This is a genomic window from Serratia sp. NCCP-200 (assembly GCF_059697885.1).
The window spans coordinates 340,339-361,178 of record NZ_BAAKUJ010000001.1 but is presented as its reverse complement, the minus strand read 5'-3'; the positions used below and the strand labels follow the sequence as shown (position 1 = coordinate 361,178).

The window sequence follows — 20,840 nt, the reverse complement described above, 5'->3', positions numbered from 1 at the left end:
GCTTTGCGGGTTATTTTTATCGTTATTGCGATTTTATGAATAAGATCACAATCGATGAGGTCGAGGGAGAGTTTTATTATGCGTGCAACGCTCGTTTTTGCGGCAATGGCCTGCTGGCTGTTATCCACTGCTGCCTGCGCCAAAAGAAATGAACTGGTGATGGCCACCACCTTTTCACCAGAGGCAACCGCCTACCTCATTAGCCGTTGGCAAGGCCAGCCCCAGTCTGTAGTCATCCGCACGCTGAACCGCACCAGCGCCTCCCTGGAACAACTGCTCGACAGCACCGGCAGTGACAACGTCGATCTGGTGCTGACCTCCTCCCCCATGCTGCTCCAGCACCTGCAACAGCATCAGCGCCTGGCAAACTATGAGGGTGCTCCGGAACAATCACAGCGGCTGGTGCCTGAACCTATCCGCAATACCGCCGTGGCGGTGGCCATTTCGGGTTTTGGCCTGCTGATCAACCGCACCAATCTGGCAGAGAAACGGCTGCCGCTACCAGACGATTGGGACGATCTGACCGATGCCCGCTACCAGGGGGCACTGCTGATGAGTAGCCCTTCCCGCTCGGATACCAGCCACCTGATGGTGGAATCGCTATTGCAACAGCGGGGGTGGCAATCCGGCTGGCAAACGATGCTATCGGCGGCCGGTAACCTGATCACCATCTCTTCGCGCAGCTTTGGCGTGGCGGATAAAGTCAAAAGCGGCCTGGGTTCGGTCGGGCCGATTATCGATAACTATGCCAATCTGCTGCTTGACGATCCACACCTGGCCTTCCATTATTTCCCTCAGGCCGCGGCCTCCCCCACCTATATTGCCGTGACAAGCAATAGCCATTACCCCGCCGAGGCCCGGCGCTTTATTCAGTTCCTCCTCAGTCCACAGGGGCAGCGGGTCCTGGCCGATACCAGCACGGGAAAATACCCGGTGGTTCCACTGCCGGCCGACAACCCACGCTTCACGCAGCAGCAAAAGCTGTTACAGCGGCCACCGCTGAATTACTCCCTAATATTGCAACGCCAGCGCCTAGTCCAAAAGCTGTTTGATACGGCCATCAGCTTCCGCCTGTCTCAACTCAAGGACGCCTGGAAAGCGTTGCATGGTGCTGAAAGCCGCCTCAAACGGCCCTTGCCGGAGATCCGTGCGCTGTTGACCGCCATTCCCGTCACCCAGGCCCAAAGCGAAGATCCGCAGTACCTTAAACAGTTTGCTGCACGTAGCGAGAGCGAGCAGCAGGTCATGGAATGGCAACTGTTCTTTCAGCAGCAGCAGAGAAAGGCCATCAAGGCGCTGGAAGAGTTAAAATGAGCCGTTTATTGCCGCGCTTCTTCAAACGTCTGACCATCAGCGCCTGCCTGCGGGGTGCCTTTCTCACCGGCGCGCTGCTGACGCTTACCGTCAGCGGGGTTAGCCTGTACTCCTGGCATGAGCAAAGCTCGCAGGTCCGCTATGCGCTGGATGATTACTTTCCGCGTATCCAATCTTCGTTCGTGATCGAAAGCAATCTGAACACGCTGGTCGATCAGCTCAATGAATTTTTGCAGGCCGCCAATACCAATGCCCGCCTGCAGTTAAGAAATCAGATCGTCGGTCATTTGGAGCAAATAGAGCAGGCCAGCATGCAGTTGGAGAACCCTGAACGTCAGCAAATTCAGGCGACGCTGGCAGAAAGCCGCCAACTGTTGGGCCGATTGGACAATGCGCTGTACAACATGTTTATCGCCAGGGAAAAGGTCAATGAGATCGCCGCGCGCATCAGTTGGTTACATGATGACTTCACCACCGAGCTGAATTCGCTGGTGCAGGATTTCAGTTGGCAACAGGGGGCTTTGCTCGATCAGATGGAGACAGGCTCTGGCCAGGCACTCCCCCGCTTGCAGGCCAGTTTGCGCGAGGTGCAAAGTGAACAGCAGCAGGTTTATGCCCTGGCACGCATCGAGAACCAGATCGCCGATGCCCTGCGCGATCGCCTTAATGAGCTGCAATCCGGCGCTGAAGAGCCCACTTCGGTTGCCGAGCACGTACGTTACCTCGCCTACCTGAAAAAAACGGCAAACGACAATATGCAGGGGTTGCAGGCTCACCCCAGCACCATCACGCTGCGGCAAACCATCGACGAACTGCTGGAGACCGGCATTGCCGAAAACAGTATGCCTGCGGCGATGAAAGACTATCATCAGGCACAACGAGCACTTACGCTGGCTACTCAGGCCAAGGAGGCGACGCTTGCCCGCTTTCGCACACAGTTGGAATCGCAACTGAGTAACAGCCACCAGCAGATGCAGACCTTTAATCACCGTCTGGAGCAGATCATCCGCGTCAGCGGCAGGCTAATTGTGATCGCCACCCTGCTGGCGATGTTATTGGTTTATTTGCTCAATCACTATTTTATCCGTTCCCGCCTGGTCAAGCGCTTTACCCTGCTAAACCAGGTGGTGGTGCGTATCGGCCTTGGGGAAACCAACGCGGCGATCCCGGTTTACGGTGGCGATGAACTGGGCCGCATCGCCCGTCTGTTGCGGCGGACCCTAGGCCAGTTGAACCAGCAAAAATCCCGGCTGGAGCAGGAAATCACCGAGCGTAAGGGCATTGAGCAGCATTTGCGTGCGACACAGGATGAGCTGGTGCAGGCCGCCAAACTGGCCGTGGTTGGGCAGACCATGACCACTCTGGCCCATGAGATCAACCAACCGCTGAACGCCCTGTCGATGTACCTGTTTACCGCTCGCCATGCGGTTGAGAAACAACAGCCAGAGGCGGCCACGCTAGCCCTGACCAAAGCCGACGGTCTGATTGGCCGCATGGATGCCATCATCCGCATGCTGCGGCAATTTACCCGGCGAACAGAACAGGATAGCCCTTCTCAGCCCGTTGATTTGCGCCAGTCACTAATCGCCGCCTGGGAGTTGCTGGCTTTGCGCCACCAACCGCTGCAGGGGGAACTGCGGCTACCGGAAGGCTCACCAAACGTGTTAGGTGATGAGGTACGCATTCAGCAGGTATTGGTCAATCTGATGAGCAACGCGCTAGATGCCTGCCAGGAGCGGCCATTATTGCAGATTAGCTGGCAACGCCAGGCGTCCGGTTGGCAGATCATGCTGTGGGATAACGGACCTGGCTGGCCGCTGACGCGGGCTGAATCGTTACTCAAACCTTTCACCACCAGCAAATCGGTGGGCTTGGGGATTGGCCTGTCCATCTCGCTCTCGCTGATGCAGCAAATGGGCGGCAGCCTGTATCTGGCCTCTACGCTGACGCAGAACGCCTGCGTCGTTTTACAGTTTCAACCGGTGGATCAACCATGTTAAGCCAACAAGCGCAAATTCTGTTAATCGACGACGATGCCGATGTCCTCGATGCCTATACCATGCTGCTCAACCAGGCAGGCTATCAGGTTCAGGCCTGTAATAACCCGCTTAAGGCACAGGAAATGCTCGGTGAGGAGTGGCCAGGGATCGTGATCAGCGATGTCTGTATGCCTGGCTGTTCCGGGATTGAGCTGATGGCGCTACTGCTCGCTCACGATGCCTGTTTGCCGGTGTTGTTGATCACCGGCCATGGCGATGTGCCGATGGCGGTTGAAGCGGTGAAAAAAGGGGCCTGGGACTTCCTGCAAAAACCGGTCAACCCGGCCCAGCTACTCGAACAGGTCGCGACCGCGCTGGCCCAGAGACGTTCTTACATTGCCCGTCGCCGTTGGCAACAGGAACAGCTGCAGAGCAATCTGATTGGCCGTAGTGAGTGGATAAAGCAGCTACGAGTGCGTTTGCAGCAGGTAGCCGAAACCGATTTAGCGGTTTATCTGCAAGGGGAATTAGGCGTCGGCAGGACGTTGGCAGCCCGTTATTTACACCGCATGAGCCATCGCAGCGAACAGCCGTTGATCGTAGGTGAATTGACGCCGGGGGGTGAGGCACCGTTAGAACAATGGATTGAGCAGGTAAGCGGCGGGACGCTGATTTTACGCCACCTCGAGCACTTGTCTATCACCCAGCAGGCGCGGTTGATCCAGCTCCAGGGACAAGACCCGCTGCCCTTCCGGCTGATCGGCATTGGGACTGCACCGCTGGTGGAACTGGCCGCCGGGAATACCCTCCTGCCCGATTTCTATTATTGCTTTGCCATGACCCAAATCGCCTGCCTACCGCTTTCTCTGCGCCCTGACGATATAGAACCGTTATTCCGCCACTACCTGGAGCAGGCCTGCCTACGCCTTAACCATCCATTGCCGGATCTGCCAGCCGAGCTGATTAAGCGCTTGGTCAAAAGGGTATGGCCAAATAACGTGCGCGAGCTGGCCAATGCCGCAGAGCTGTTTGCCGTCGGGGTAATGCCACTGGCAGAGACCGCCAACCCGCTGTTGCACGGATCCGATCCCGCTCCGCTGGATCAGCGTATCGAAGACTATGAGCGCCAGATCATTACCGAGGCATTGAACCTGCATCAGGGACGGATTAACGAGGTGTCCGAATATTTACAGATCCCGCGTAAAAAGCTCTACCTGCGGATGAAAAAGTACGATCTGGACAAGCAGCATTATCGTTGAAATCAAGCTGCAAACATCCCTCAACTGACCTAACACGTAGGTGCGCTGCATGCAGCGCCCGTCTAGCTTGCAGCGAACGTAAATCCTGGTCTAACCTTATTGACCAGACCAATAAAATGACTATACTTTGAGCAAGTACAATAAGAGGTCATGTTATGGAAAAGGTAAACATCTACGACGCGAAAACCAACCTGTCAAGAATTGTCCAGGAAGTTGCTCGTACAGGTGAGCCCGTGCTGATCGCAAAAAATGGTCATACTCTGGTTAAGGTCATCGCATACAGAGAAGATAAACCTAAGCGCAAGCTGGGTTTCCTCAAAGGTAAGGGGAGCGTTCCTGTCAATTTCGACGATATGAACAGCACCGAACTTGTTGATTTATTCGAAGGAAAATACTCGTAATGGATTTCCTGTTAGATACCAATATATTGCTGTTCATGGCTTATGAACCGGAAAAACTGACAGCTGATGTTGTGGAAGTCCTGGAAGATACCGATAAAACGCTTTGTTTTAGTGCAGCGTCAATATGGGAAGTGGTCATTAAAAGCAATTTGAACAAACCCGATTTTTCTATCGATCCCAAACAGTTCAGGGAAGGACTGTTTGATGCAGGTTTGATTGAAATTCCCATTAAAAGCGAACATGCGCTAGCTGTCAGTGATTTACCTGAAAAGCTACATAAAGACCCGTTTGATCGGCTCATTGTCGCTCAGGCGAAACACAACAAACTGGCGCTGATCACAAGTGATAACAAGCTGATAGACTTTGTCAGTGATTACATAACAGTGATCCCGAATAAATAGCCAGCATGCTGTGGGTTGTGGCTCTGAGTACCAAGCTAACCCATACGGGCGCGGCATGCAGCGCCCCATTGTGAGCCCAGAGAGAGTTTGTCAGCAGTCTTTATTTTGTCTGTAACCTTTAGCTCCAGCGCGGTACCCGAAGCGTGATCACCAGGCCACCCTGTTCGCCATTGTGTGCCTCAACCTGCCCTCCATGGGCCAGTACCACTTTGCGCGTGATCGCCAAACCCAGGCCATAGCCTTTGCCAGACATCGCCGATTTTACCCGGACGAAAGGATCAAAGATGCTGGACAGCTTTGACTCCTCCACGCCCGGCCCCTGATCGCTGACCTGGATCTGGAACAGCGGGTCGATACGCGTCAGCACCACGGTCACCCGTTGGCCGTGGCTGGAAAAGCGCAGGGCATTACGCACAATATTCTCTACCGCCCGGCGCATCAGTTCGGCATTACCTTTTACGGTGTATTCCTCGTCGGAACTGGCCTGCAACACGATTTCTACGCCAGGGATCTGCGCCTCATAGCGCGCATCGTTAACCACCGCCTCCACCAGCCCATAGAGATCGAAATACTCTTCATCATTGGACAGGCCGTTGTTCTCGGTGCGCGACAGCGCCAACAGTTCGCCAATCATCTTGTCCAGCCGCCCAGCTTCGTGTTCGATACGCTGCAACGAGTTCTCCACGTTCTCCGGATTTTGTCGTCCCAGGCCGATAGCTAGCTGCAAGCGGGCCAACGGCGAACGTAACTCATGGGAGACATCATGCAGCAATTGCTCACGGGCGCTGACCAGCACCTCCAGCCGCTCCGCCATGCTGTCAAAGTCACGAGCCACCTCAGAAAGCTCGTCATGCCGCCGCCGCATCGCCGGGAACAGCCGCACCGCCAGATCGCCCTGCGCTACCCGCTCAAAACCGGCGCGCAGTTGGCGCATCGGGCGCGTCAGGTTCCAGGCCAACATGGCGCTGAACAGCAAGCCCCCCAGCCCACCGACCCACACCATTGGCTCCGGAATGTTCAGCAGACGCCAGCGCTTGGGTGGCCGATATTCGGCACGCAGTCCTGCCAAATCGTAGCTCAACCGATAGCTCTGGTTATCTGCACCTGTTACCCATTCCACCATCATTTTCGCTGGCTGGTTGATCTGTGGGTTTTGGCCTGACTCATCAGCCGATGGCTTAATGGCTGGCGTTACGCTTAAGAAGCGGCGTTCGGTTTCAGGCCATTTGGCAACCATTGCGTTCAGCGCGGGCATCCCGCTGCTGCGCAACACCGAGGCCGCAGAGGTCAGCTGCAGATTAGCGATACGCCAGGTCATGCTGTTTTCCGGGACTTCATGGCGATTACCATAAAAGGTAAACGTCACCCACAGCGCCTGGGTCATGATGATAAACGTCAGCCAGAAACCGAGCAGTATTTTCCAGAACAGTCTTCCGCGCATCGGCATTACCTGATGCGGTAACCGATACTGCGCACGGTTTCAATGCTCAGTCGGTTATCGGTTAGCGCGCCCAGCTTCTGGCGGATATTGCTGATATGCACGTCCACGCTGCGATCGTAAGCCTCACGTGGCCGCCCCAGACCTTTCTCTGACAGTTCATCCTTCGACACCACTCGTTCAGGCGAACGCAGCAGTAACTCCAGCAAGTTGAACTCTGAGGCGGTGAGGTCGAACGTCTTACCCTGCCAGGCACTGCTGCGGGTGGACGGGTTGAGCGTTAATTCGTTAAAGCTCAGCACAGAAACCTTATCCACCGCTTCCGGCTGCTCTTCAAACCGGCGCAGCACCGCACGCAGGCGTGCCACCAGTTCGCGTGGGTAGCAAGGTTTGGGGACATAGTCGTCGGCGCCCATCTCCAGCCCGATCACCCGGTCGATGTTGTCCCCTTTGGCCGTCAGCATGATGATCGGCAAGCGACTTTTTTTACGTACCTCGCGCAGCACGTCGATACCGCTCATGTCCGGCAGCATGATGTCGAGGATCATCGCGATATACTCGCCAGAAAGCGCACCATCTACTCCAGCCTTGCCGGTCAGCACCAGGGACGCGTTGAATCCTTCAGCCGTCAGGTATTCGCTCAGCATGGTGCCAAGTTCCAGATCGTCATCGACCAATAAAATTTTCATGCCCACTCCTCCGCTGATTTGCCGCCATTTTCGCGTCTATTGTCGCTGTACGCAGCCGGTTTTACCTAATCCTTACACATTGACATTCTCCCGACACAAATGAAAGACGGGGCTTTAAGGCTCAGGGGATAATCGATCTTGAGGGGATAAATGGCAGAGGTTGGGGAATAGGTAGAGAGTCACGCTCCTCCCTACCGATTATTACTCAGCTAGGAAAATACGCCGGTAGACAGGTAACGGTCACCGCGATCGCAGATAATGGCGACAATGACGCTGCCAGGATTGGCCGCAGCAACGCGCAGTGCCCCGGCTACGGCACCACCGGAGCTAACGCCGCAGAAAATACCTTCCCGCTGAGCCAGTTGGCGCATGGTCTGTTCGGCTTCGCTTTGTGCCATATCCAACACCTGATCCACCAGCTCAGGGCGGAAAATACCCGGCAGATAGGCCGATGCCCAACGGCGGATGCCTGGAATGCTGCTGCCTTCAGCAGGCTGTAAACCGATGATATTCACCTGCGGATTTTGTCTTTTCAGGTAGCCACCAACGCCGGTAATGGTGCCGGTGGTGCCCATGCTGGAAACGAAATGAGTGATACGGCCAGCGGTCTGCTGCCAGATTTCCGGGCCGGTGGTGGTGAAATGCGCGTAGGGGTTATCCAGATTGTTGAACTGATCCAACACCTTGCCCTGACCCTGCTGCTGCATCTCCAGCGCCAGGTCACGCGCCCCTTCCATCCCCTGCTCACGGCTGACCAAGATCAGTTCGGCACCATAAGCTCGCATCGCTGCCTGGCGTTCCATGCTCATGTTTTCCGGCATCAGCAGCTTCAGCGTGTAGCCCTTCATCGCACAAATCATCGCCAGCGCGATGCCGGTATTGCCACTGGTGGCCTCGATCAGCGTATCGCCCGGCTGGATTTCACCTCGCAGTTCCGCCTGCTGGATCATCCCCAGCGCGGCCCGATCCTTGACCGACCCCGCCGGATTGTTGCCCTCCAGCTTGAGCCAGATTTCACTGTCCAGCCCTTCGGCCAGTCGTTGTAGTTTTACTAACGGTGTATTACCGATGCATTGTTCCAGCGTGGTCACAATCTTTGCCTGCGTATAATGTAAAAAGGCAACCCAGGGTTGCCTTAAATGGGAATGGTTAGAAATTATCAGGCGCTTTTAGCTAACGCAACCGGTTGTAACAGTTGTTCACCGGCGTAGAGGCGGGCATTCAGGCTGCCAACGTAGTAACGGTCCCCACGCGCCGGTGCAGCATGGCCTTCCGACATAATCACGCTGATAGGCTCCTGATGCCAGCCAATCGGCTGCACGGTCAACTGCCAGAAATGGCCACGCGGGCTGACTTCCAACACCTGTACCGGTAATGGGCAACGGGCGCTGCAATCGGTGCCAATCTCCATTTCCCACGGGCGCAGGAACAGATCGACGCTGCCTTGGTGCATTGGCTGGAACGACAGCGGCCATTGGTGAGCGCCCACAAACAGCTGTGAACCGCGGATTTCACCGTTCAGGCGGTTAACTTCGCCCATGAACTCCAGCACGAAGCGGGTGGCGGGTTCACGCATGATCTCGGTCGGTGAACCTACCTGCTCGATATTCCCCTGGCTCATCACCACGATGCGATCGGCGACTTCCATCGCTTCTTCCTGATCGTGAGTGACGAACACGCTGGTAAACTTCAGTTCTTCATGTAGTTGACGCAGCCAGCGGCGCAGCTCTTTACGCACCTGAGCATCCAGCGCACCAAACGGCTCGTCCAGCAGCAGGATCTGGGGCTCCACCGCCAGCGCGCGCGCCAAGGCGACACGTTGCTTCTGGCCGCCGGAAAGCTGTGAAGGGTAGCGGTTAGCCAGATGACCCAACTGCACCATCTCCAGCAACTGCTCCACTTTTTGTTTGATCACCGCCGCATTCGGACGTTCGCGACGTGGTAGCACGCTCAGGCCAAAGGCGATATTGTCGAAAACCGTCATATGACGGAACAGCGCATAGTGTTGGAACACGAAGCCGACCCGGCGATCGCGAGCATGCACGCGGCTGACGTCGGTGCCGTGGAAACCCAGCTTACCGCTGCTCTGGCTTTCCAGCCCGGCAATAATCCGCAGCAAGGTGGTCTTGCCCGAACCGGATGGGCCTAACAGCGCCACCATCTCACCGGAAGGAATATCGAGCGAGATATCGTTCAATACCTTGGTACGGCCAAAAGACTTGTTGATACCGTTAATCTCAATGCTCATGATTTTCCTCCCGCTCGAGACGCGCATCCTGACGCGCCAGGCGCCATTGCAGTCCGCTTTTCAGAAATAGGGTGACTATAGCCATCAGGGTCAACAGTGCCGCTGCGGTAAACGCCCCGGCGGTGTTGTAATCCTGATGCAGTAATTCCACTTGCAGTGGCAGGGTATAGGTTTCGCCACGGATAGAGCCGGACACCACCGATACTGCACCAAACTCGCCAATCGCGCGGGCGTTGGTCAGCACCACGCCATACAACAATGCCCAGCGGATGTTCGGTAAGGTGACGTGGCGGAACATCTGCCAACCGGAAGCGCCCAACAGCACCGCGGCCTCGTCTTCCTGGCTGCCCTGGCTCATCATCAGCGGCACCAATTCACGGACCACAAACGGGCAGGTCACGAATATCGTCACCAGCACCATGCCGGGCCAAGCGAACATCAGTTGAATATCATGGGCATCCAGCCAGCCGCCGATCGGGCCGTTGGAGCCGTAAAACAGCAGATACAGCAGCCCCGCCACCACCGGCGACACCGCAAACGGCATATCGAACAGCGTGAGCAGCAGTTGGCGGCCAGGGAACGTAAAGCGCGTAACCAGCCAGGCCAGCAAAGTACCGAACACCAGGTTGACCGGCACGGTGATTAACGCCACCAGCACCGTCAGCCAAATGGCGTGCAGCATGTCCGGGTCCGACAGGTTATGCCACACGGCACCTACGCCGGAGGAAAATGCTTCGATAAAGATCATCACCATCGGCACGACCAGCAGCAGGATGGAGAACAGTGCGCCGATGGCAATCAGCGTCCATTTTCCCCAATTCACGCGTGGGCGCTCTGCGCCGTTCAGGGCGGTAACATCAGCCATCAGTGCCCTCCAATACGGCGGCCAAACCGGCTCTGCAAAGTGTTAATGGCAAACAGCAACAGCAGTGATGCTGCCAGGATCACCGAGGCAATCGCACTAGCGGCCGGGTAATCGAACTCCTGTAAGCGCACAAAAATCATCAATGAGGCCACTTCGGTTTTCCAGGCAATGTTGCCTGCGATAAATATCACCGCCCCAAACTCCCCCAGGCTACGGGTAAACGACAGCGCCGTACCGGCGAGCAGCGCTGGCGCAACCTCTGGCAACACCACGCGGCGGAAACTTTGCCAGCGGGTAGCCCCGAGCGTTTCGGCGGCCTCTTCATATTCCGGCCCCAACTCTTCCAGCACCGGTTGCACCGTGCGCACCACGAACGGAATGCTGGTAAAGGCCATCGCCACCGCAATCCCCAACCAGGTGAAGGAAACCTTGATATCAAAATGAGCCAGCCATTGGCCGTACCAACCGGTGGTAGAAAACAGCCCCGCCAGGGTCAGCCCGGCCACCGCCGTAGGTAATGCAAACGGCAAGTCCATCAGGCCATCCAGTAAGGAGCGGCCAGGAAACTGGTAACGGGTGAGGATCCAGGCCATCAGCATGCCAAACACCGCGTTGAAAACGCTGGCGACTCCGGCCGCCAGCAGCGTCACCTTATAAGCAGCCACGACCTGCGGATTGGTGATCACCTCCCAATACTGTGCCAGACTCATTTGCGCCAGCTGCATCACTAGCGCGCTGAGCGGCAACAGCAAAATCAGGCAGGTGAAAAGCAGGCTGCTTCCCAGACTGAGAGTAAACCCAGGCAGTACCCGCTTGCTGGCCATCGAAAACATTACTTATGCCCTGCCGCTAACAGTTGGTCCAATTCTCCGCCCGTCGCAAAGTGGACACTCATCACCTGCGGCCAGCCGCCGAACTGATCTTCTACGCTGAACAGCTTGGTCTCAGGGAATTGGCTCTTGGCCGCCGCCATCACCTGCGGATCATTGACGCGATAATAGAAGCTGGTGATCAGCTTCTGGGCCGCCGGGCTATAGAGATAGTTCAGGTACTCTTTGGCCACCTGTTCGGTGCCGTTTTTCTCAACGTTTTTGTCCACCCAGGCCACCGGGAACTCAGCCAGAATATCGACCGGCGGCACGATCACTTCATACTTGTCTGCACCGTACTGCTTGCGGATATTGTTCACTTCGGATTCAAAGCTGATCAGCACGTCACCCAGGCCACGCTCGACAAAGGTCGTCGTTGCGCCACGGCCGCCGGTATCAAACACCACCACGTTTTTCAGTAAACGGGTCATGAACTCACGGGTCTTGGCCTGATCGTTGCCATCAGCCTGGCTGGCAGCGCCCCAGGCGGCAAGATAGGTGTAGCGGCCATTGCCGGAGGTTTTCGGGTTCGGGAATACCAGCTTCACGTCATCACGCACCAGATCGCTCCAGGTGTGGATGCCTTTCGGGTTGTCCTTGCGCACCAGGAACGCCATGGTGGAATAGAATGGAGAGCTGTTGTTCGGCAGGCGTTGCTGCCAATCTGCCGGGATCAGTTGGCCGCGATCGTGCAGGATTTGCACGTCACTGACCTGGTTATAGGTGACCACATCGGCACGCAGCCCCTGCAAGATCGCCAACGCCTGTTTGGAAGAACCGGCATGCGACTGTTTGATGGTCAGTTTGTCGTTCGGATGCTGCTGATCCCACTGCTTTTCAAAGCCAGGGTTCAGCGCGGCAAACAGTTCGCGGGAGACGTCATAAGAGCTGTTGAGCAATTCTGCCGCCGAAGCCGTACCGCTGGCTAACAATGCCGCCACCAGCCAACCTTTCAACAGCGTATTTTTAACCCGGGAATGTTTCATTCTGCACCTTATCACTGAGTCTTACCGCCGGGCTGATGCCCTGATATTGACCAGTGTATTTATAACTTGATGCAGACCTGTAACGCTTTTATATACCGTTTAGTGATTTTCAAGCATCAAACGCTATAAGGCAGGAGGGGAGCGGTTCACCGCAGAGGGAGGGAAAGCCCGGAGCCAGAGAAACTGGCCCCAGGAGACGCATCAAAGTGACAACAGACGCGTTAGCGAAGGTGCGAAGTAGTAGCTGCCGGTCACCGCGCGGCTGAAACGCAGCATCGCGTCGTGTTTGCCGTCCAGTTCGCCGAACATGCTTAACAACTGTTTTTCGATGTTGTGCAGGCGCGCGCAATAGGCGATGAAATACAGGCCATGCTTGCCACTGGCGGTGCCGTAAGGCAGGCTCTGGCGCAATATTTTCAGCCCTTTGCCGTCTTCTTTCAGATCGACACGGCTGACGTGCGAGGTATCAGGCCGTTGATCCGGCGGCAGTTCTTCACTGTCTTGTTTGGTACGGCCAATGATCTGTTCCTGCTGTTCGGTGGTGAAACGCTGCCACTGGCGCAGGTTGTGCTCGTAACGCTGAACCAGCACGTAGCTGCCACCTTCGTCTTCTTCGCCAGCACCAATCACCGCGACTTCCGGGCGTTGTTCACCCTGCGGATTTTCGGTACCGTCGATAAAGCCGCTCAGATCGCGCTCTTCTACCCAGCGGAAACCGTGCGTTTCTTCTTCAATACGAATGGTGTTACCAAACGCGGCCAGTGCGGCCTGCGCCAGGGTAAAGTTAACGTCATGACGCAGCGATTGAATATGGATCAGCATATCGCGTTGGGTGGCCGGTGCCAGCCCCTTGCCCAGCGGTGCGAAAGGCTTGAGTTCTTTGGCTCCCTGACCATTGGAAAGGTCATGCCAAACGTCGGAGCCAAAAGCGATAACCGCACCCAAGTGGGCATCTGGAAACTGTTGCTGCAACTCGTCGAGCGCCTGACAAAACTGTTTGCAACCCTGGCGCAGATCGACGAATTCGCCCTGCACCATAGCTTCCATAAAAATACCAAAACGGCAGTGTTCCAGCAGGATGCCGCTCTGAACCTGTGTCATGTTGATTTCCTCAAGACCTGAATCGGGTAACAGGTTACCCTGTTATAAACGCGCAATATCATAACGCACAGCAGGCTGATTGCCTTGCCCGAACGCAAAGAAAATAGGGATTTAACGCCAAGCGTGGCAGGCACACTGCAAGGTGCGCCTGCAATAAGAATTATTGTGCTTTGGCATGCCAGACGATCTTACTCACCGTCCAGTTTTGCAGAGTATCGTCCGGTGGGATCAGATCCTGTGGGCCAGCCCATTTGCCACTGAAGATATAGCTGACATTACGGCTTTGCTGCGCCACGCACTCGACCTTGCCAACATCCTCGCCGTCGGCCGGTTTACAGGCACCATAGGCCTTGCTGAACAGCTCGCTAAACGGCGTACCCAGCTTGCTGCCCCATTCGGTGGCGATCTTGGCGTCCATTACGTCAACGCGCTGCACGTGGCCTTTAGGTTCTCCGGTGATCACCAGCTTAACGTCATCGCCGTCCAATGCCTGGAAGTAGGAAACGATCTGCCCTTGGTTGGTCGCCATCCCACCACGCATGCGGTAGTTGTTATTCAGGCCCTTGCCAATCGCCGCCTCCGTCATGGGAGTACCCGCACCCACATCACCGACACCTTTGGCGCTAACCTCTACGCTGCCGCCAAACCAGTTGAACGGCGACAGGCTGGACCAGGAGAAGTTTGACATGGCCGAACAGCCGGTCAACAACAGCGGTAGCCCTAACAACAGTGGGCGAATATTCATTCATAGCTCCTTAACATCAAAGACATCGGCGATATGCAGCCTCTCATAACCGCTGGGGCTGCGCCATCAATTGCCAGCTTGGAGTACGTAAATTGGGAAAAGTGCCGCAACTTTTAACAATTAACCCGCCTCATCCTGCGGGATAAAACAGGCTTTCAAGCGCCGATTCATTAACAGATACCCCATCGCCAGCACATCCAACAGCACCAGTAGGAGATCCAGCGGAGGTTCATTGCTGTCTTGCTGCCATAGGCTATAAAGCGATCCGAGCAGCGCTGCCGCCAGCGACACTACCAGTACCCAACGCCAACAACGCCATAGACGGGGCCAATGCTGGCGGCGGCCAGCAATCAAAAAGGCCAGCGCCGCAGGCAGCCCCAGCAGCATACCGTACCAAAAACGCTGACTATCCGGGTAAAACAGCTGCAGCAAACTGCTGCCCTGATCGCGTGAGGTGCCCGCCATCACAAACAGTAGGCAGGTACGAGCCTGTAAGATCAGTACGCCCCAAAACCACAGCGGCAACCGTAGCATACCGTGCTGATCGTAATCGTCCGGTGAAAACCGGTGTGTTGACGCCTTCAAAGACTTTTCCTTGCCAATGTTATGATTACCCTTGCAAATGGCGACGCTGGCCACCATTTTCAATCTGCAGCTTAAGAAGCTCTTAAGATCCTTATGGTTTAATCAGGTCATGTCCCGCTAACGGGAAATCATTCAGACCACTGATAAGGAAAATCCAGATGAAAAAGATCGCTTTACTTACACTCATCGCATTATGCAGCGCACCGGTTCTAGCTCAACAGGGCGGGTTCATCGACCCCAACGCGACACCGGCTCAAACGCAAACCAGCCCGCAAGGTGGTTTCTCCGGCCCTAGCGCCACGCTGACCACGGTAGATAAGGTCAAATCGTTGAGCGATGATACCTGGGTGATGTTGCAGGGCAATATCGAACAGCGCGTAGGTGATGACACCTACACCTTCCGCGACGCCACCGGTACGCTGACGGTAGAGATCGACAGAAAGCGCTGGAACGGCCAGACCATCACCCCAAAAGACAAGGTACAGTTGGAAGGGAAAGTGGATAAGGACTGGAACAATGTAGAAGTCGATGTGAAAAATATCAAAAAACTGCCTTAAACCAGGGCTTGGGGCGGTGGCAACCACCGCCCTGACGATCAATATTCTTGATCTTCGATCAGGCGTTTCCCCAGACTGGTGATCGCCTGAATTTCGTAGCCGAGCTTTTCATACATTTCGATCACGGTGTCGTTGTCTTCACGCACCATCAGCTGAATTTTCGGGCAGCCGCGCGCAATCAGCTTTTTCTCCAGCCGACTAATCAACGCATTGGCAATGCCGCGCCCGCGATAGTCTGGGTGAACGCCCAGGTAATACGCCGAGCCACGGTGGCCGTCGTAACCGCCCATCACCGAGCCAACCACCTCACCGCCCACTTCCGCCACCAAAAACAGATCCGGATCGTGGTTCAGTTTGCGTTCAATATCCATCTCGGGATCGTTCCATGGCCGTAACAGGTCGCAACGCTCCCACAGGGTGATGACCTCTTCAAAGTCGTCTTGCCGAAATACGCGAATTTCCATCGTTGCTCGCTACTGTTAATTGAACTTTTTTCTGATTATTGCGTAATTATTAACTGATACCCACAGTCTTTCAAGCCGCAGCGTTTTGTCAGGTAATAAATGGCAATAGTTATCAAGTCGATTAATGAGGATCAATACGCTATAACGTCGCGAAATAGATTGATCGAGTTGGAGCCGCGCGTGATGAAGAAACAGAGCAAAACCTACCTCAATTTCAGCCCCCTCACCGCTTCATCAACCCGCCGCCAACTGCTGCTCTCCGGCCTGGCTCTGGCCCTGCTCGGGGGCAAAACCTCAGCCACCCAGGCCAATATGCTGCAACCAAAACCGCACAGCAAACCGCTACCCAAAGCCACTGGGAGCAAAAGAGTAGTGATGATCGATCCCGGCCACGGCGGTATCGACTCCGGTGCCGTGGGCCATGAAGGCTCACAGGAAAAACACGTGGTGCTGGAAATTGCCAACCACGTGCGGCGTTTTTTGCATGAGCACGAGCACGTTGAAGCCCGCCTGACCCGGGAGGAGGACGAATTTATCCCGCTGTTCCAGCGCGTGGAGATCGCCCACCAGCACCAGGCCGATCTGTTTATCTCGATCCATGCCGATGGATTTACCAGCCCGGATGCCGCCGGTGCTTCGGTGTTTGCCCTTTCCAACCGCGGAGCCAGTAGCGCAATGGCACGCTATCTCTCCAATAAGGAAAACGCCGCCGATGACGTTGCGGGGGGCAAATACAAAGAACAGGACAACTATCTACAGCAGGTGTTATTCGATCTGGTGCAAACCGACACTATTAACAACAGCCTGACCCTGGGCCGCCACGTGCTGGGCCAGATCCGCCCGGTTCACCACCTGCATAGCGAAAGCACCGAACAGGCAGCGTTTGCCGTATTAAAGTCCCCTTCTATTCCTTCGGTACTGGTAGAAACCTCGTTTATCACCAACCCCGGTGAGGAGCGCCTGTTAGACACCACCGCCTTTCGCGAAAAAATTGCCCGCGCCATCGCAGACGGCGTGATCAATTTCTTCCACTATTACGACGTTCACCAACGTAAGCCGCGCTAGACCTGCAAAATACGGGGCGAGAAGGTATACTTGCCGCCCTGTTCAGTTACCCATTGCGAAAAACCCGTATGAGTTTACCCACCATTGCCGCAGTAAAATCCTTCCTGCTGGCGTTGCAAGACAAGATTTGTGAGCAGTTGGCCCAGGCCGATGGCGGTGCCGATTTTAAGGAAGATCGCTGGACGCGTGAAGAAGGCGGCGGTGGCCGTAGCCGGGTGCTGACTAACGGTGCGGTATTCGAACAGGCCGGAGTAAACTTTTCCCACGTTTCCGGTGCCACGCTGCCCGCCTCTGCTACTGCGCATCGTCCAGAACTGGCCGGGCGCAGCTTTCAGGCGATGGGCGTATCACTGGTGATCCATCCGCTCAGCCCCTATATACCGACCAGTCATGCCAACGTGCGCTTCTTTATCGCGGAAAAACCCGGCGAAGAGCCGGTTTGGTGGTTTGGCGGCGGCTTTGACCTAACGCCCTTCTATGGTTTTACCGAGGACGCTGTTCACTGGCACCGCACCGCGCAACAACTCTGCGCCCCCTTCGGCGACGATGTGTACCCAAAATACAAAAAGTGGTGCGATGACTATTTCTTTATCAAACACCGTAACGAAGCCCGCGGTATCGGCGGCTTATTCTTTGACGATCTGAATGCCCCGGATTTCGAAAGCTGCTTCGCGTTTACCCAGGCGGTAGGTGAAGGCTTCCTGGAGGCCTATCTGCCGATTGTGGAAAGACGTAAAGCACTGCCTTGGGGCGAAAACGAACGCCAGTTTCAGCTCTATCGCCGTGGCCGCTATGTCGAGTTTAATCTGGTGTGGGATCGCGGTACGCTGTTCGGCCTGCAAACCGGTGGCCGCACCGAATCGATCCTGATGTCGATGCCGCCTTTGGTGCGTTGGGAATATAACTTCCAGCCCGCAACCGACAGCCCGGAAGCCGCGCTATACCGTGATTTTCTACCGGTGCGCGACTGGCTACAGGAGCAACAATAATGCAGATTTGGGTCGATGCCGACGCCTGTCCAAACGTGATCAAAGAAGTGCTGTTCCGTGCCGCAGACCGTGCGGCAATGCCTGTCACCCTGGTGGCTAATCAGCCTTTGCGCACGCCCCCTTCGAAATTTATCCGCACCTTGCAGGTTGCTGCAGGATTTGACGTGGCGGATAACGAAATCGTGCGCCGCTGTGAAAAAGGCGATCTGGTGATCACCGCGGATATCCCGCTGGCCGCCGAAGTGATAGAAAAAGGCGCTATCGCCCTGAATCCTCGCGGTGAGCGTTATACGCCAGATACCATTCGTGAACGCCTGAACATGCGTGATTTTATGGATACCCTGCGCTCCAGCGGGATCCAGACCGGGGGGCCGAACACCCTCAACCAGCGCGATAGACAGCAGTTTGCCAATGAGCTGGACAAGTGGCTGCAGCAGGCGAAACGGGCCAATTAGTTTAGGGAGACGCCCCTCACCCCAACCCTCTCCCCAAAAAGGAGAGGGGGCTGGTACGGTGTTGTAATCAGGTACAGGAGCCTAATTGCGGCTCAGGATGAGGGAAATCAGCTTAGAAGCGCACCTCGCCACCAAACAGATAAGTCCGCCCGCGGGCGGTGTTGGCCGCGGTTGCCTCATCTCCCTGGATCGGCAGCATATTCAGCTTGTTAAGCGCGTCAGAATAGCTTTTGTCCATCACGTTTTGCACGCTGAATTTAAGCAAAACATTACTGTTGATCTGATAGGTGCTGTACAGATCGATAACGGTGGGAATATTTGGCATCTCCTGTTTCATCAGCTTCCCGGTTTGCTCACTGGTTTCATAGTCTGGAGAAAGGCGGCGAGCCTTGCCGGTATATTTGATGATGCTGCCCACGGTCAACGCTTCGTCAAAGAAACGTAACCCGCTATCCAATGTGAAATACATATCCGGCAGTTCGTTGATATCTCCCGCGCCAAAGTAGCTACTGGCGATAGAGGTAGGCTGGTCGGTGTGCTGTTTGCTAAATGAGGCACGGGCAAAACCGCGGCCAGCATCATAGTTGGCTTCCAGCTCCACCCCGTGGGTACGCACCGGCGTCAGGGAGTTGACGTAGATATACATGTTATCCGAGAACGCTTCGCTGGCATCGCTCCAGTCATTCTGCAAGTTCTCACCCAAACTACACTTGCGGCCATTTCGGCACACCATGTAAGACTCGCTGAAGATATAGTTTTTGATTTTGCTGGTGTAAACCACCGCCTTAAAGCGCAGGGTGTCCTGCTTGAACAGCAGATCGTTGCCGCTGAGGTTAAAGCCCGCTTGCCAGGTTTCTGAACGTTCGCCTTTCAGGAACGGGTTCATCGAAGCGCCGCCGGAATTAGAGAAAAACACCTCTTGGATGTTGGGGGCGCGCATCGATTTACTGTAGCTGGCAAAAGGTTGTAGCCAAGGCGTGACCTGTGCAGACAGCATCACTGACGGGTTAAATCCGTGCTCCTTCAGATCGATATTGGCACTGCCCTGCGGAAAACACTCCACCCGCAAATCACAGGCCGGTTTAAAGCCGGTGAGCTTGTTGTTGGCATAATTGAGATTGAGATCGAGCTGGTAGATATCACGGTTGAGTTGCAAACCGGTGTACAGGCTGGCGATACGCTGGTCGCCCGACGGGGCAAAGGTGTTGTTCTCGATCGCCTCATGCGCCGTCTGCGGATCCTCAATCTGCGATTCAACGTGCTTGTCGTACTGGTTGCGCATCAGTTTACCGCCGTAGGTGAACGCTACGTCAGTCTGCCACAGGCTAAAGCGGCTGGTATTATTGATATCCAGCGCGTCGGAGCGGTTTTCCGCATTGGTATTAAAGAAGGTGAACAGCGAATCGCTGTCATACTTCTGATTACCCTTGCTGTGGCTGGCGGTCATATTCAGATCCACCAGTTCGGAAAATGGCGCGTAGTGATATTTGAGATAAAAATCGTTGCTGTCGATATCGCGGCGCGAGAATTTATTCTGGTAAGTACGGGCAGATAATTCAATGCTGTGATATTCGTTGGGCTTGATATCCACCTTGAACAGCTGCGATTTGGGGTTTTGCTTCATAAACTCGTCGTAGCCGAAGTCCTCACTGCTCACGCCGTCGCCGTTGTTAAAGTTGGAATAGATGGAGCTGCCGCTAATGGCAGCCATCACGCCCAAACTGCCGGTATCGGTGAACGCCGCCCCTTTGGCCCCAACGGCGATCATACCGCTGCGGCCAATGCCGTTACTGCCCACGGAGAACTTGGTGCGCACGCCAAACGGATTATCGGCAAACACCACATCATCCACGCCGATAGTGCGGAAGTTGGCGCTGCCCGCCAATGCGTTCACCCCAAATGCGCCGCTGTTCTCACCACGCGCCACATCGACCCCAACAATAAAATTCGGATCGATCAGCACGCCGGATTGATTGTTGGTGGAACCATGGGACATCACGCCAGAGGTCGAGGTGCCAAAATAGCTCTGGGTAATACCATCAACCATGGTATTTACCCGGCCAAAACCGCTCATCCCACGGATATTGACGCTGACCGCCCCCTGGCTGGGATCGATTTGCGTAAAAGTGCCGGGCATACTGCGCAGGATATTATCTATCGACTGTAGATTTTTATTTTCGTCGCGCGAACTGAATGCCCCAGGCTTTTCCAATGCCTCCTGTTCGCTGTTATTAGCCGCCGCCGAAACGTTCAGCGGGCTGAATACCGCCTGGCCTTTATTTTCTGCGGCCAACAGCGGGCCAGCCAAAACCATACCGGTGCCAACCGCACCAATAAGCAGTTTAAATTTCATATATCCCCTAAAGTATTGCTATCAAAATCAGTGAGTGATCAATGCTCAGCAGAAAATACCGCTAGGAAGGCGGAAAT

21 protein-coding genes are annotated in these 20,840 nt (G+C 55.4%); 9 read left to right on the top strand and 12 right to left on the bottom strand.

Annotated elements, in window-relative coordinates; translation table 11 throughout:
• Positions 1-78: 78 nt before the first annotated feature.
• From AC6HVW_RS01675 to AC6HVW_RS01655, 5 genes are all read left to right on the top strand, one after another.
• Positions 79-1,314, top strand: coding sequence for an ABC transporter substrate-binding protein (locus AC6HVW_RS01675; RefSeq protein ID WP_071683811.1), 1,236 nt, complete (start codon positions 79-81; stop codon positions 1,312-1,314).
• A complete protein-coding gene (pgtB, locus tag AC6HVW_RS01670; protein WP_071683812.1) occupies positions 1,311-3,314 on the top strand; it encodes a two-component system sensor histidine kinase PgtB in 2,004 nt (667 codons plus the stop codon). The genes AC6HVW_RS01675 and pgtB overlap by 4 nt, the downstream gene beginning before the upstream one ends.
• Positions 3,308-4,552 carry a two-component system response regulator PgtA gene (gene pgtA / locus AC6HVW_RS01665; protein ID WP_071683813.1) on the top strand — a complete coding sequence of 415 codons (1,245 nt, stop codon included), beginning with the start codon at positions 3,308-3,310 and terminating at the stop codon, positions 4,550-4,552. Before pgtB ends, pgtA begins: the two co-directional genes overlap by 7 nt.
• A gap of 155 nt (positions 4,553-4,707) precedes the next feature.
• Positions 4,708-4,953 (top strand): type II toxin-antitoxin system Phd/YefM family antitoxin, encoded by a 246-nt coding sequence (locus AC6HVW_RS01660; RefSeq protein WP_021807062.1) that lies wholly within the window; start codon positions 4,708-4,710, stop codon positions 4,951-4,953.
• A complete protein-coding gene (locus AC6HVW_RS01655; protein WP_071683814.1) occupies positions 4,953-5,354 on the top strand; it encodes a type II toxin-antitoxin system VapC family toxin in 402 nt (133 codons plus the stop codon). The genes AC6HVW_RS01660 and AC6HVW_RS01655 overlap by 1 nt, the downstream gene beginning before the upstream one ends.
• A gap of 118 nt (positions 5,355-5,472) precedes the next feature.
• On the opposite strand, the gene AC6HVW_RS01650 is transcribed toward AC6HVW_RS01655, so the two are convergent.
• The 10 genes from AC6HVW_RS01650 to AC6HVW_RS01605 all read right to left on the bottom strand — a co-directional run bounded on the left by AC6HVW_RS01650 (position 5,473) and on the right by AC6HVW_RS01605 (position 14,880).
• The gene (locus AC6HVW_RS01650; protein ID WP_071683815.1) at positions 5,473-6,795 is read right to left on the bottom strand and encodes an ATP-binding protein; all 1,323 of its coding nucleotides are present in this window, start codon (positions 6,793-6,795) and stop codon (positions 5,473-5,475) included.
• Between the two features lie 5 nt (positions 6,796-6,800).
• Entirely contained in the window at positions 6,801-7,481 is a 681-nt protein-coding gene (locus AC6HVW_RS01645; protein WP_021807065.1) for a response regulator transcription factor, read from the bottom strand.
• 209 nt (positions 7,482-7,690) lie between these two features.
• Positions 7,691-8,572, bottom strand: a complete 882-nt coding sequence (gene cysM / locus AC6HVW_RS01640) for a cysteine synthase CysM (protein WP_186486551.1) — start codon at positions 8,570-8,572, stop codon at positions 7,691-7,693.
• A 68-nt stretch (positions 8,573-8,640) separates the two neighbouring features.
• Entirely contained in the window at positions 8,641-9,729 is a 1,089-nt protein-coding gene (cysA, locus tag AC6HVW_RS01635; protein WP_071683817.1) for a sulfate/thiosulfate ABC transporter ATP-binding protein CysA, read from the bottom strand.
• Positions 9,719-10,594, bottom strand: a complete 876-nt coding sequence (gene cysW, locus AC6HVW_RS01630) for a sulfate/thiosulfate ABC transporter permease CysW (protein WP_071683818.1) — start codon at positions 10,592-10,594, stop codon at positions 9,719-9,721. Before cysW ends, cysA begins: the two co-directional genes overlap by 11 nt.
• Positions 10,594-11,427, bottom strand: a complete 834-nt coding sequence (gene cysT, locus AC6HVW_RS01625) for a sulfate/thiosulfate ABC transporter permease CysT (RefSeq protein ID WP_071683819.1) — start codon at positions 11,425-11,427, stop codon at positions 10,594-10,596. Before cysT ends, cysW begins: the two co-directional genes overlap by 1 nt.
• Positions 11,427-12,449 (bottom strand): sulfate ABC transporter substrate-binding protein, encoded by a 1,023-nt coding sequence (locus AC6HVW_RS01620; protein WP_071683820.1) that lies wholly within the window; start codon positions 12,447-12,449, stop codon positions 11,427-11,429. The genes cysT and AC6HVW_RS01620 overlap by 1 nt, the downstream gene beginning before the upstream one ends.
• 201 nt (positions 12,450-12,650) lie before the next feature.
• Complete coding sequence (locus AC6HVW_RS01615) at positions 12,651-13,550, bottom strand: Dyp-type peroxidase (protein WP_059201453.1); 900 nt, start codon at positions 13,548-13,550, stop codon at positions 12,651-12,653.
• A 160-nt stretch (positions 13,551-13,710) separates the two neighbouring features.
• Positions 13,711-14,295: an RpoE-regulated lipoprotein gene (locus AC6HVW_RS01610; protein ID WP_059201454.1), complete on the bottom strand. Its 585-nt coding sequence runs from the start codon at positions 14,293-14,295 to the stop codon at positions 13,711-13,713.
• 120 nt (positions 14,296-14,415) lie between these two features.
• A complete protein-coding gene (locus tag AC6HVW_RS01605) occupies positions 14,416-14,880 on the bottom strand; it encodes a DUF2919 domain-containing protein (protein WP_071683999.1) in 465 nt (154 codons plus the stop codon).
• Between the two features lie 158 nt (positions 14,881-15,038).
• Between AC6HVW_RS01605 and AC6HVW_RS01600 the strand changes: the two genes are divergently transcribed.
• Entirely contained in the window at positions 15,039-15,437 is a 399-nt protein-coding gene (locus tag AC6HVW_RS01600) for a YgiW/YdeI family stress tolerance OB fold protein (RefSeq protein WP_021178705.1), read from the top strand.
• A 38-nt stretch (positions 15,438-15,475) separates the two neighbouring features.
• Here AC6HVW_RS01600 and AC6HVW_RS01595 read toward each other — a convergent pair whose 3' ends face one another.
• Complete coding sequence (locus tag AC6HVW_RS01595) at positions 15,476-15,901, bottom strand: GNAT family acetyltransferase (protein ID WP_021807072.1); 426 nt, start codon at positions 15,899-15,901, stop codon at positions 15,476-15,478.
• Between the two features lie 183 nt (positions 15,902-16,084).
• On the opposite strand from AC6HVW_RS01595, the gene amiA reads away from it, so the two are divergent.
• The 3 genes from amiA to AC6HVW_RS01580 all read left to right on the top strand — a co-directional run bounded on the left by amiA (position 16,085) and on the right by AC6HVW_RS01580 (position 18,410).
• The gene (amiA, locus tag AC6HVW_RS01590) at positions 16,085-16,966 is read left to right on the top strand and encodes an N-acetylmuramoyl-L-alanine amidase AmiA (protein ID WP_071683821.1); all 882 of its coding nucleotides are present in this window, start codon (positions 16,085-16,087) and stop codon (positions 16,964-16,966) included.
• A gap of 68 nt (positions 16,967-17,034) precedes the next feature.
• Positions 17,035-17,955 (top strand): oxygen-dependent coproporphyrinogen oxidase, encoded by a 921-nt coding sequence (gene hemF, locus AC6HVW_RS01585; RefSeq protein WP_071683822.1) that lies wholly within the window; start codon positions 17,035-17,037, stop codon positions 17,953-17,955.
• Complete coding sequence (locus AC6HVW_RS01580) at positions 17,955-18,410, top strand: YaiI/YqxD family protein (protein WP_024527105.1); 456 nt, start codon at positions 17,955-17,957, stop codon at positions 18,408-18,410. Before hemF ends, AC6HVW_RS01580 begins: the two co-directional genes overlap by 1 nt.
• 112 nt (positions 18,411-18,522) lie before the next feature.
• Here AC6HVW_RS01580 and AC6HVW_RS01575 read toward each other — a convergent pair whose 3' ends face one another.
• Positions 18,523-20,763 carry a TonB-dependent receptor domain-containing protein gene (locus tag AC6HVW_RS01575; protein ID WP_497569246.1) on the bottom strand — a complete coding sequence of 747 codons (2,241 nt, stop codon included), beginning with the start codon at positions 20,761-20,763 and terminating at the stop codon, positions 18,523-18,525.
• Positions 20,764-20,840 lie beyond the last annotated feature (77 nt).

Bases quoted from the DNA above. Each gene is read 5' to 3' on its own strand.
- AC6HVW_RS01675 (WP_071683811.1), top strand. From the start codon at position 79: ATGCGTGCAACGCTCGTTTTTGCGGCAATGGCCTGCTGGCTGTTATCC.
- pgtB (WP_071683812.1), top strand. From the start codon at position 1,311: ATGAGCCGTTTATTGCCGCGCTTCTTCAAACGTCTGACCATCAGCGCC.
- pgtA (WP_071683813.1), top strand. From the start codon at position 3,308: ATGTTAAGCCAACAAGCGCAAATTCTGTTAATCGACGACGATGCCGAT.
- AC6HVW_RS01660 (WP_021807062.1), top strand. From the start codon at position 4,708: ATGGAAAAGGTAAACATCTACGACGCGAAAACCAACCTGTCAAGAATT.
- AC6HVW_RS01655 (WP_071683814.1), top strand. From the start codon at position 4,953: ATGGATTTCCTGTTAGATACCAATATATTGCTGTTCATGGCTTATGAA.
- AC6HVW_RS01650 (WP_071683815.1), bottom strand. From the start codon at position 6,795: ATGCGCGGAAGACTGTTCTGGAAAATACTGCTCGGTTTCTGGCTGACG.
- AC6HVW_RS01645 (WP_021807065.1), bottom strand. From the start codon at position 7,481: ATGAAAATTTTATTGGTCGATGACGATCTGGAACTTGGCACCATGCTG.
- cysA (WP_071683817.1), bottom strand. From the start codon at position 9,729: ATGAGCATTGAGATTAACGGTATCAACAAGTCTTTTGGCCGTACCAAG.
- cysW (WP_071683818.1), bottom strand. From the start codon at position 10,594: ATGGCTGATGTTACCGCCCTGAACGGCGCAGAGCGCCCACGCGTGAAT.
- cysT (WP_071683819.1), bottom strand. From the start codon at position 11,427: ATGTTTTCGATGGCCAGCAAGCGGGTACTGCCTGGGTTTACTCTCAGT.
- AC6HVW_RS01620 (WP_071683820.1), bottom strand. From the start codon at position 12,449: ATGAAACATTCCCGGGTTAAAAATACGCTGTTGAAAGGTTGGCTGGTG.
- AC6HVW_RS01615 (WP_059201453.1), bottom strand. From the start codon at position 13,550: ATGACACAGGTTCAGAGCGGCATCCTGCTGGAACACTGCCGTTTTGGT.
- AC6HVW_RS01610 (WP_059201454.1), bottom strand. From the start codon at position 14,295: ATGAATATTCGCCCACTGTTGTTAGGGCTACCGCTGTTGTTGACCGGC.
- AC6HVW_RS01600 (WP_021178705.1), top strand. From the start codon at position 15,039: ATGAAAAAGATCGCTTTACTTACACTCATCGCATTATGCAGCGCACCG.
- AC6HVW_RS01595 (WP_021807072.1), bottom strand. From the start codon at position 15,901: ATGGAAATTCGCGTATTTCGGCAAGACGACTTTGAAGAGGTCATCACC.
- amiA (WP_071683821.1), top strand. From the start codon at position 16,085: ATGAAGAAACAGAGCAAAACCTACCTCAATTTCAGCCCCCTCACCGCT.
- hemF (WP_071683822.1), top strand. From the start codon at position 17,035: ATGAGTTTACCCACCATTGCCGCAGTAAAATCCTTCCTGCTGGCGTTG.
- AC6HVW_RS01580 (WP_024527105.1), top strand. From the start codon at position 17,955: ATGCAGATTTGGGTCGATGCCGACGCCTGTCCAAACGTGATCAAAGAA.
- AC6HVW_RS01575 (WP_497569246.1), bottom strand. From the start codon at position 20,763: ATGAAATTTAAACTGCTTATTGGTGCGGTTGGCACCGGTATGGTTTTG.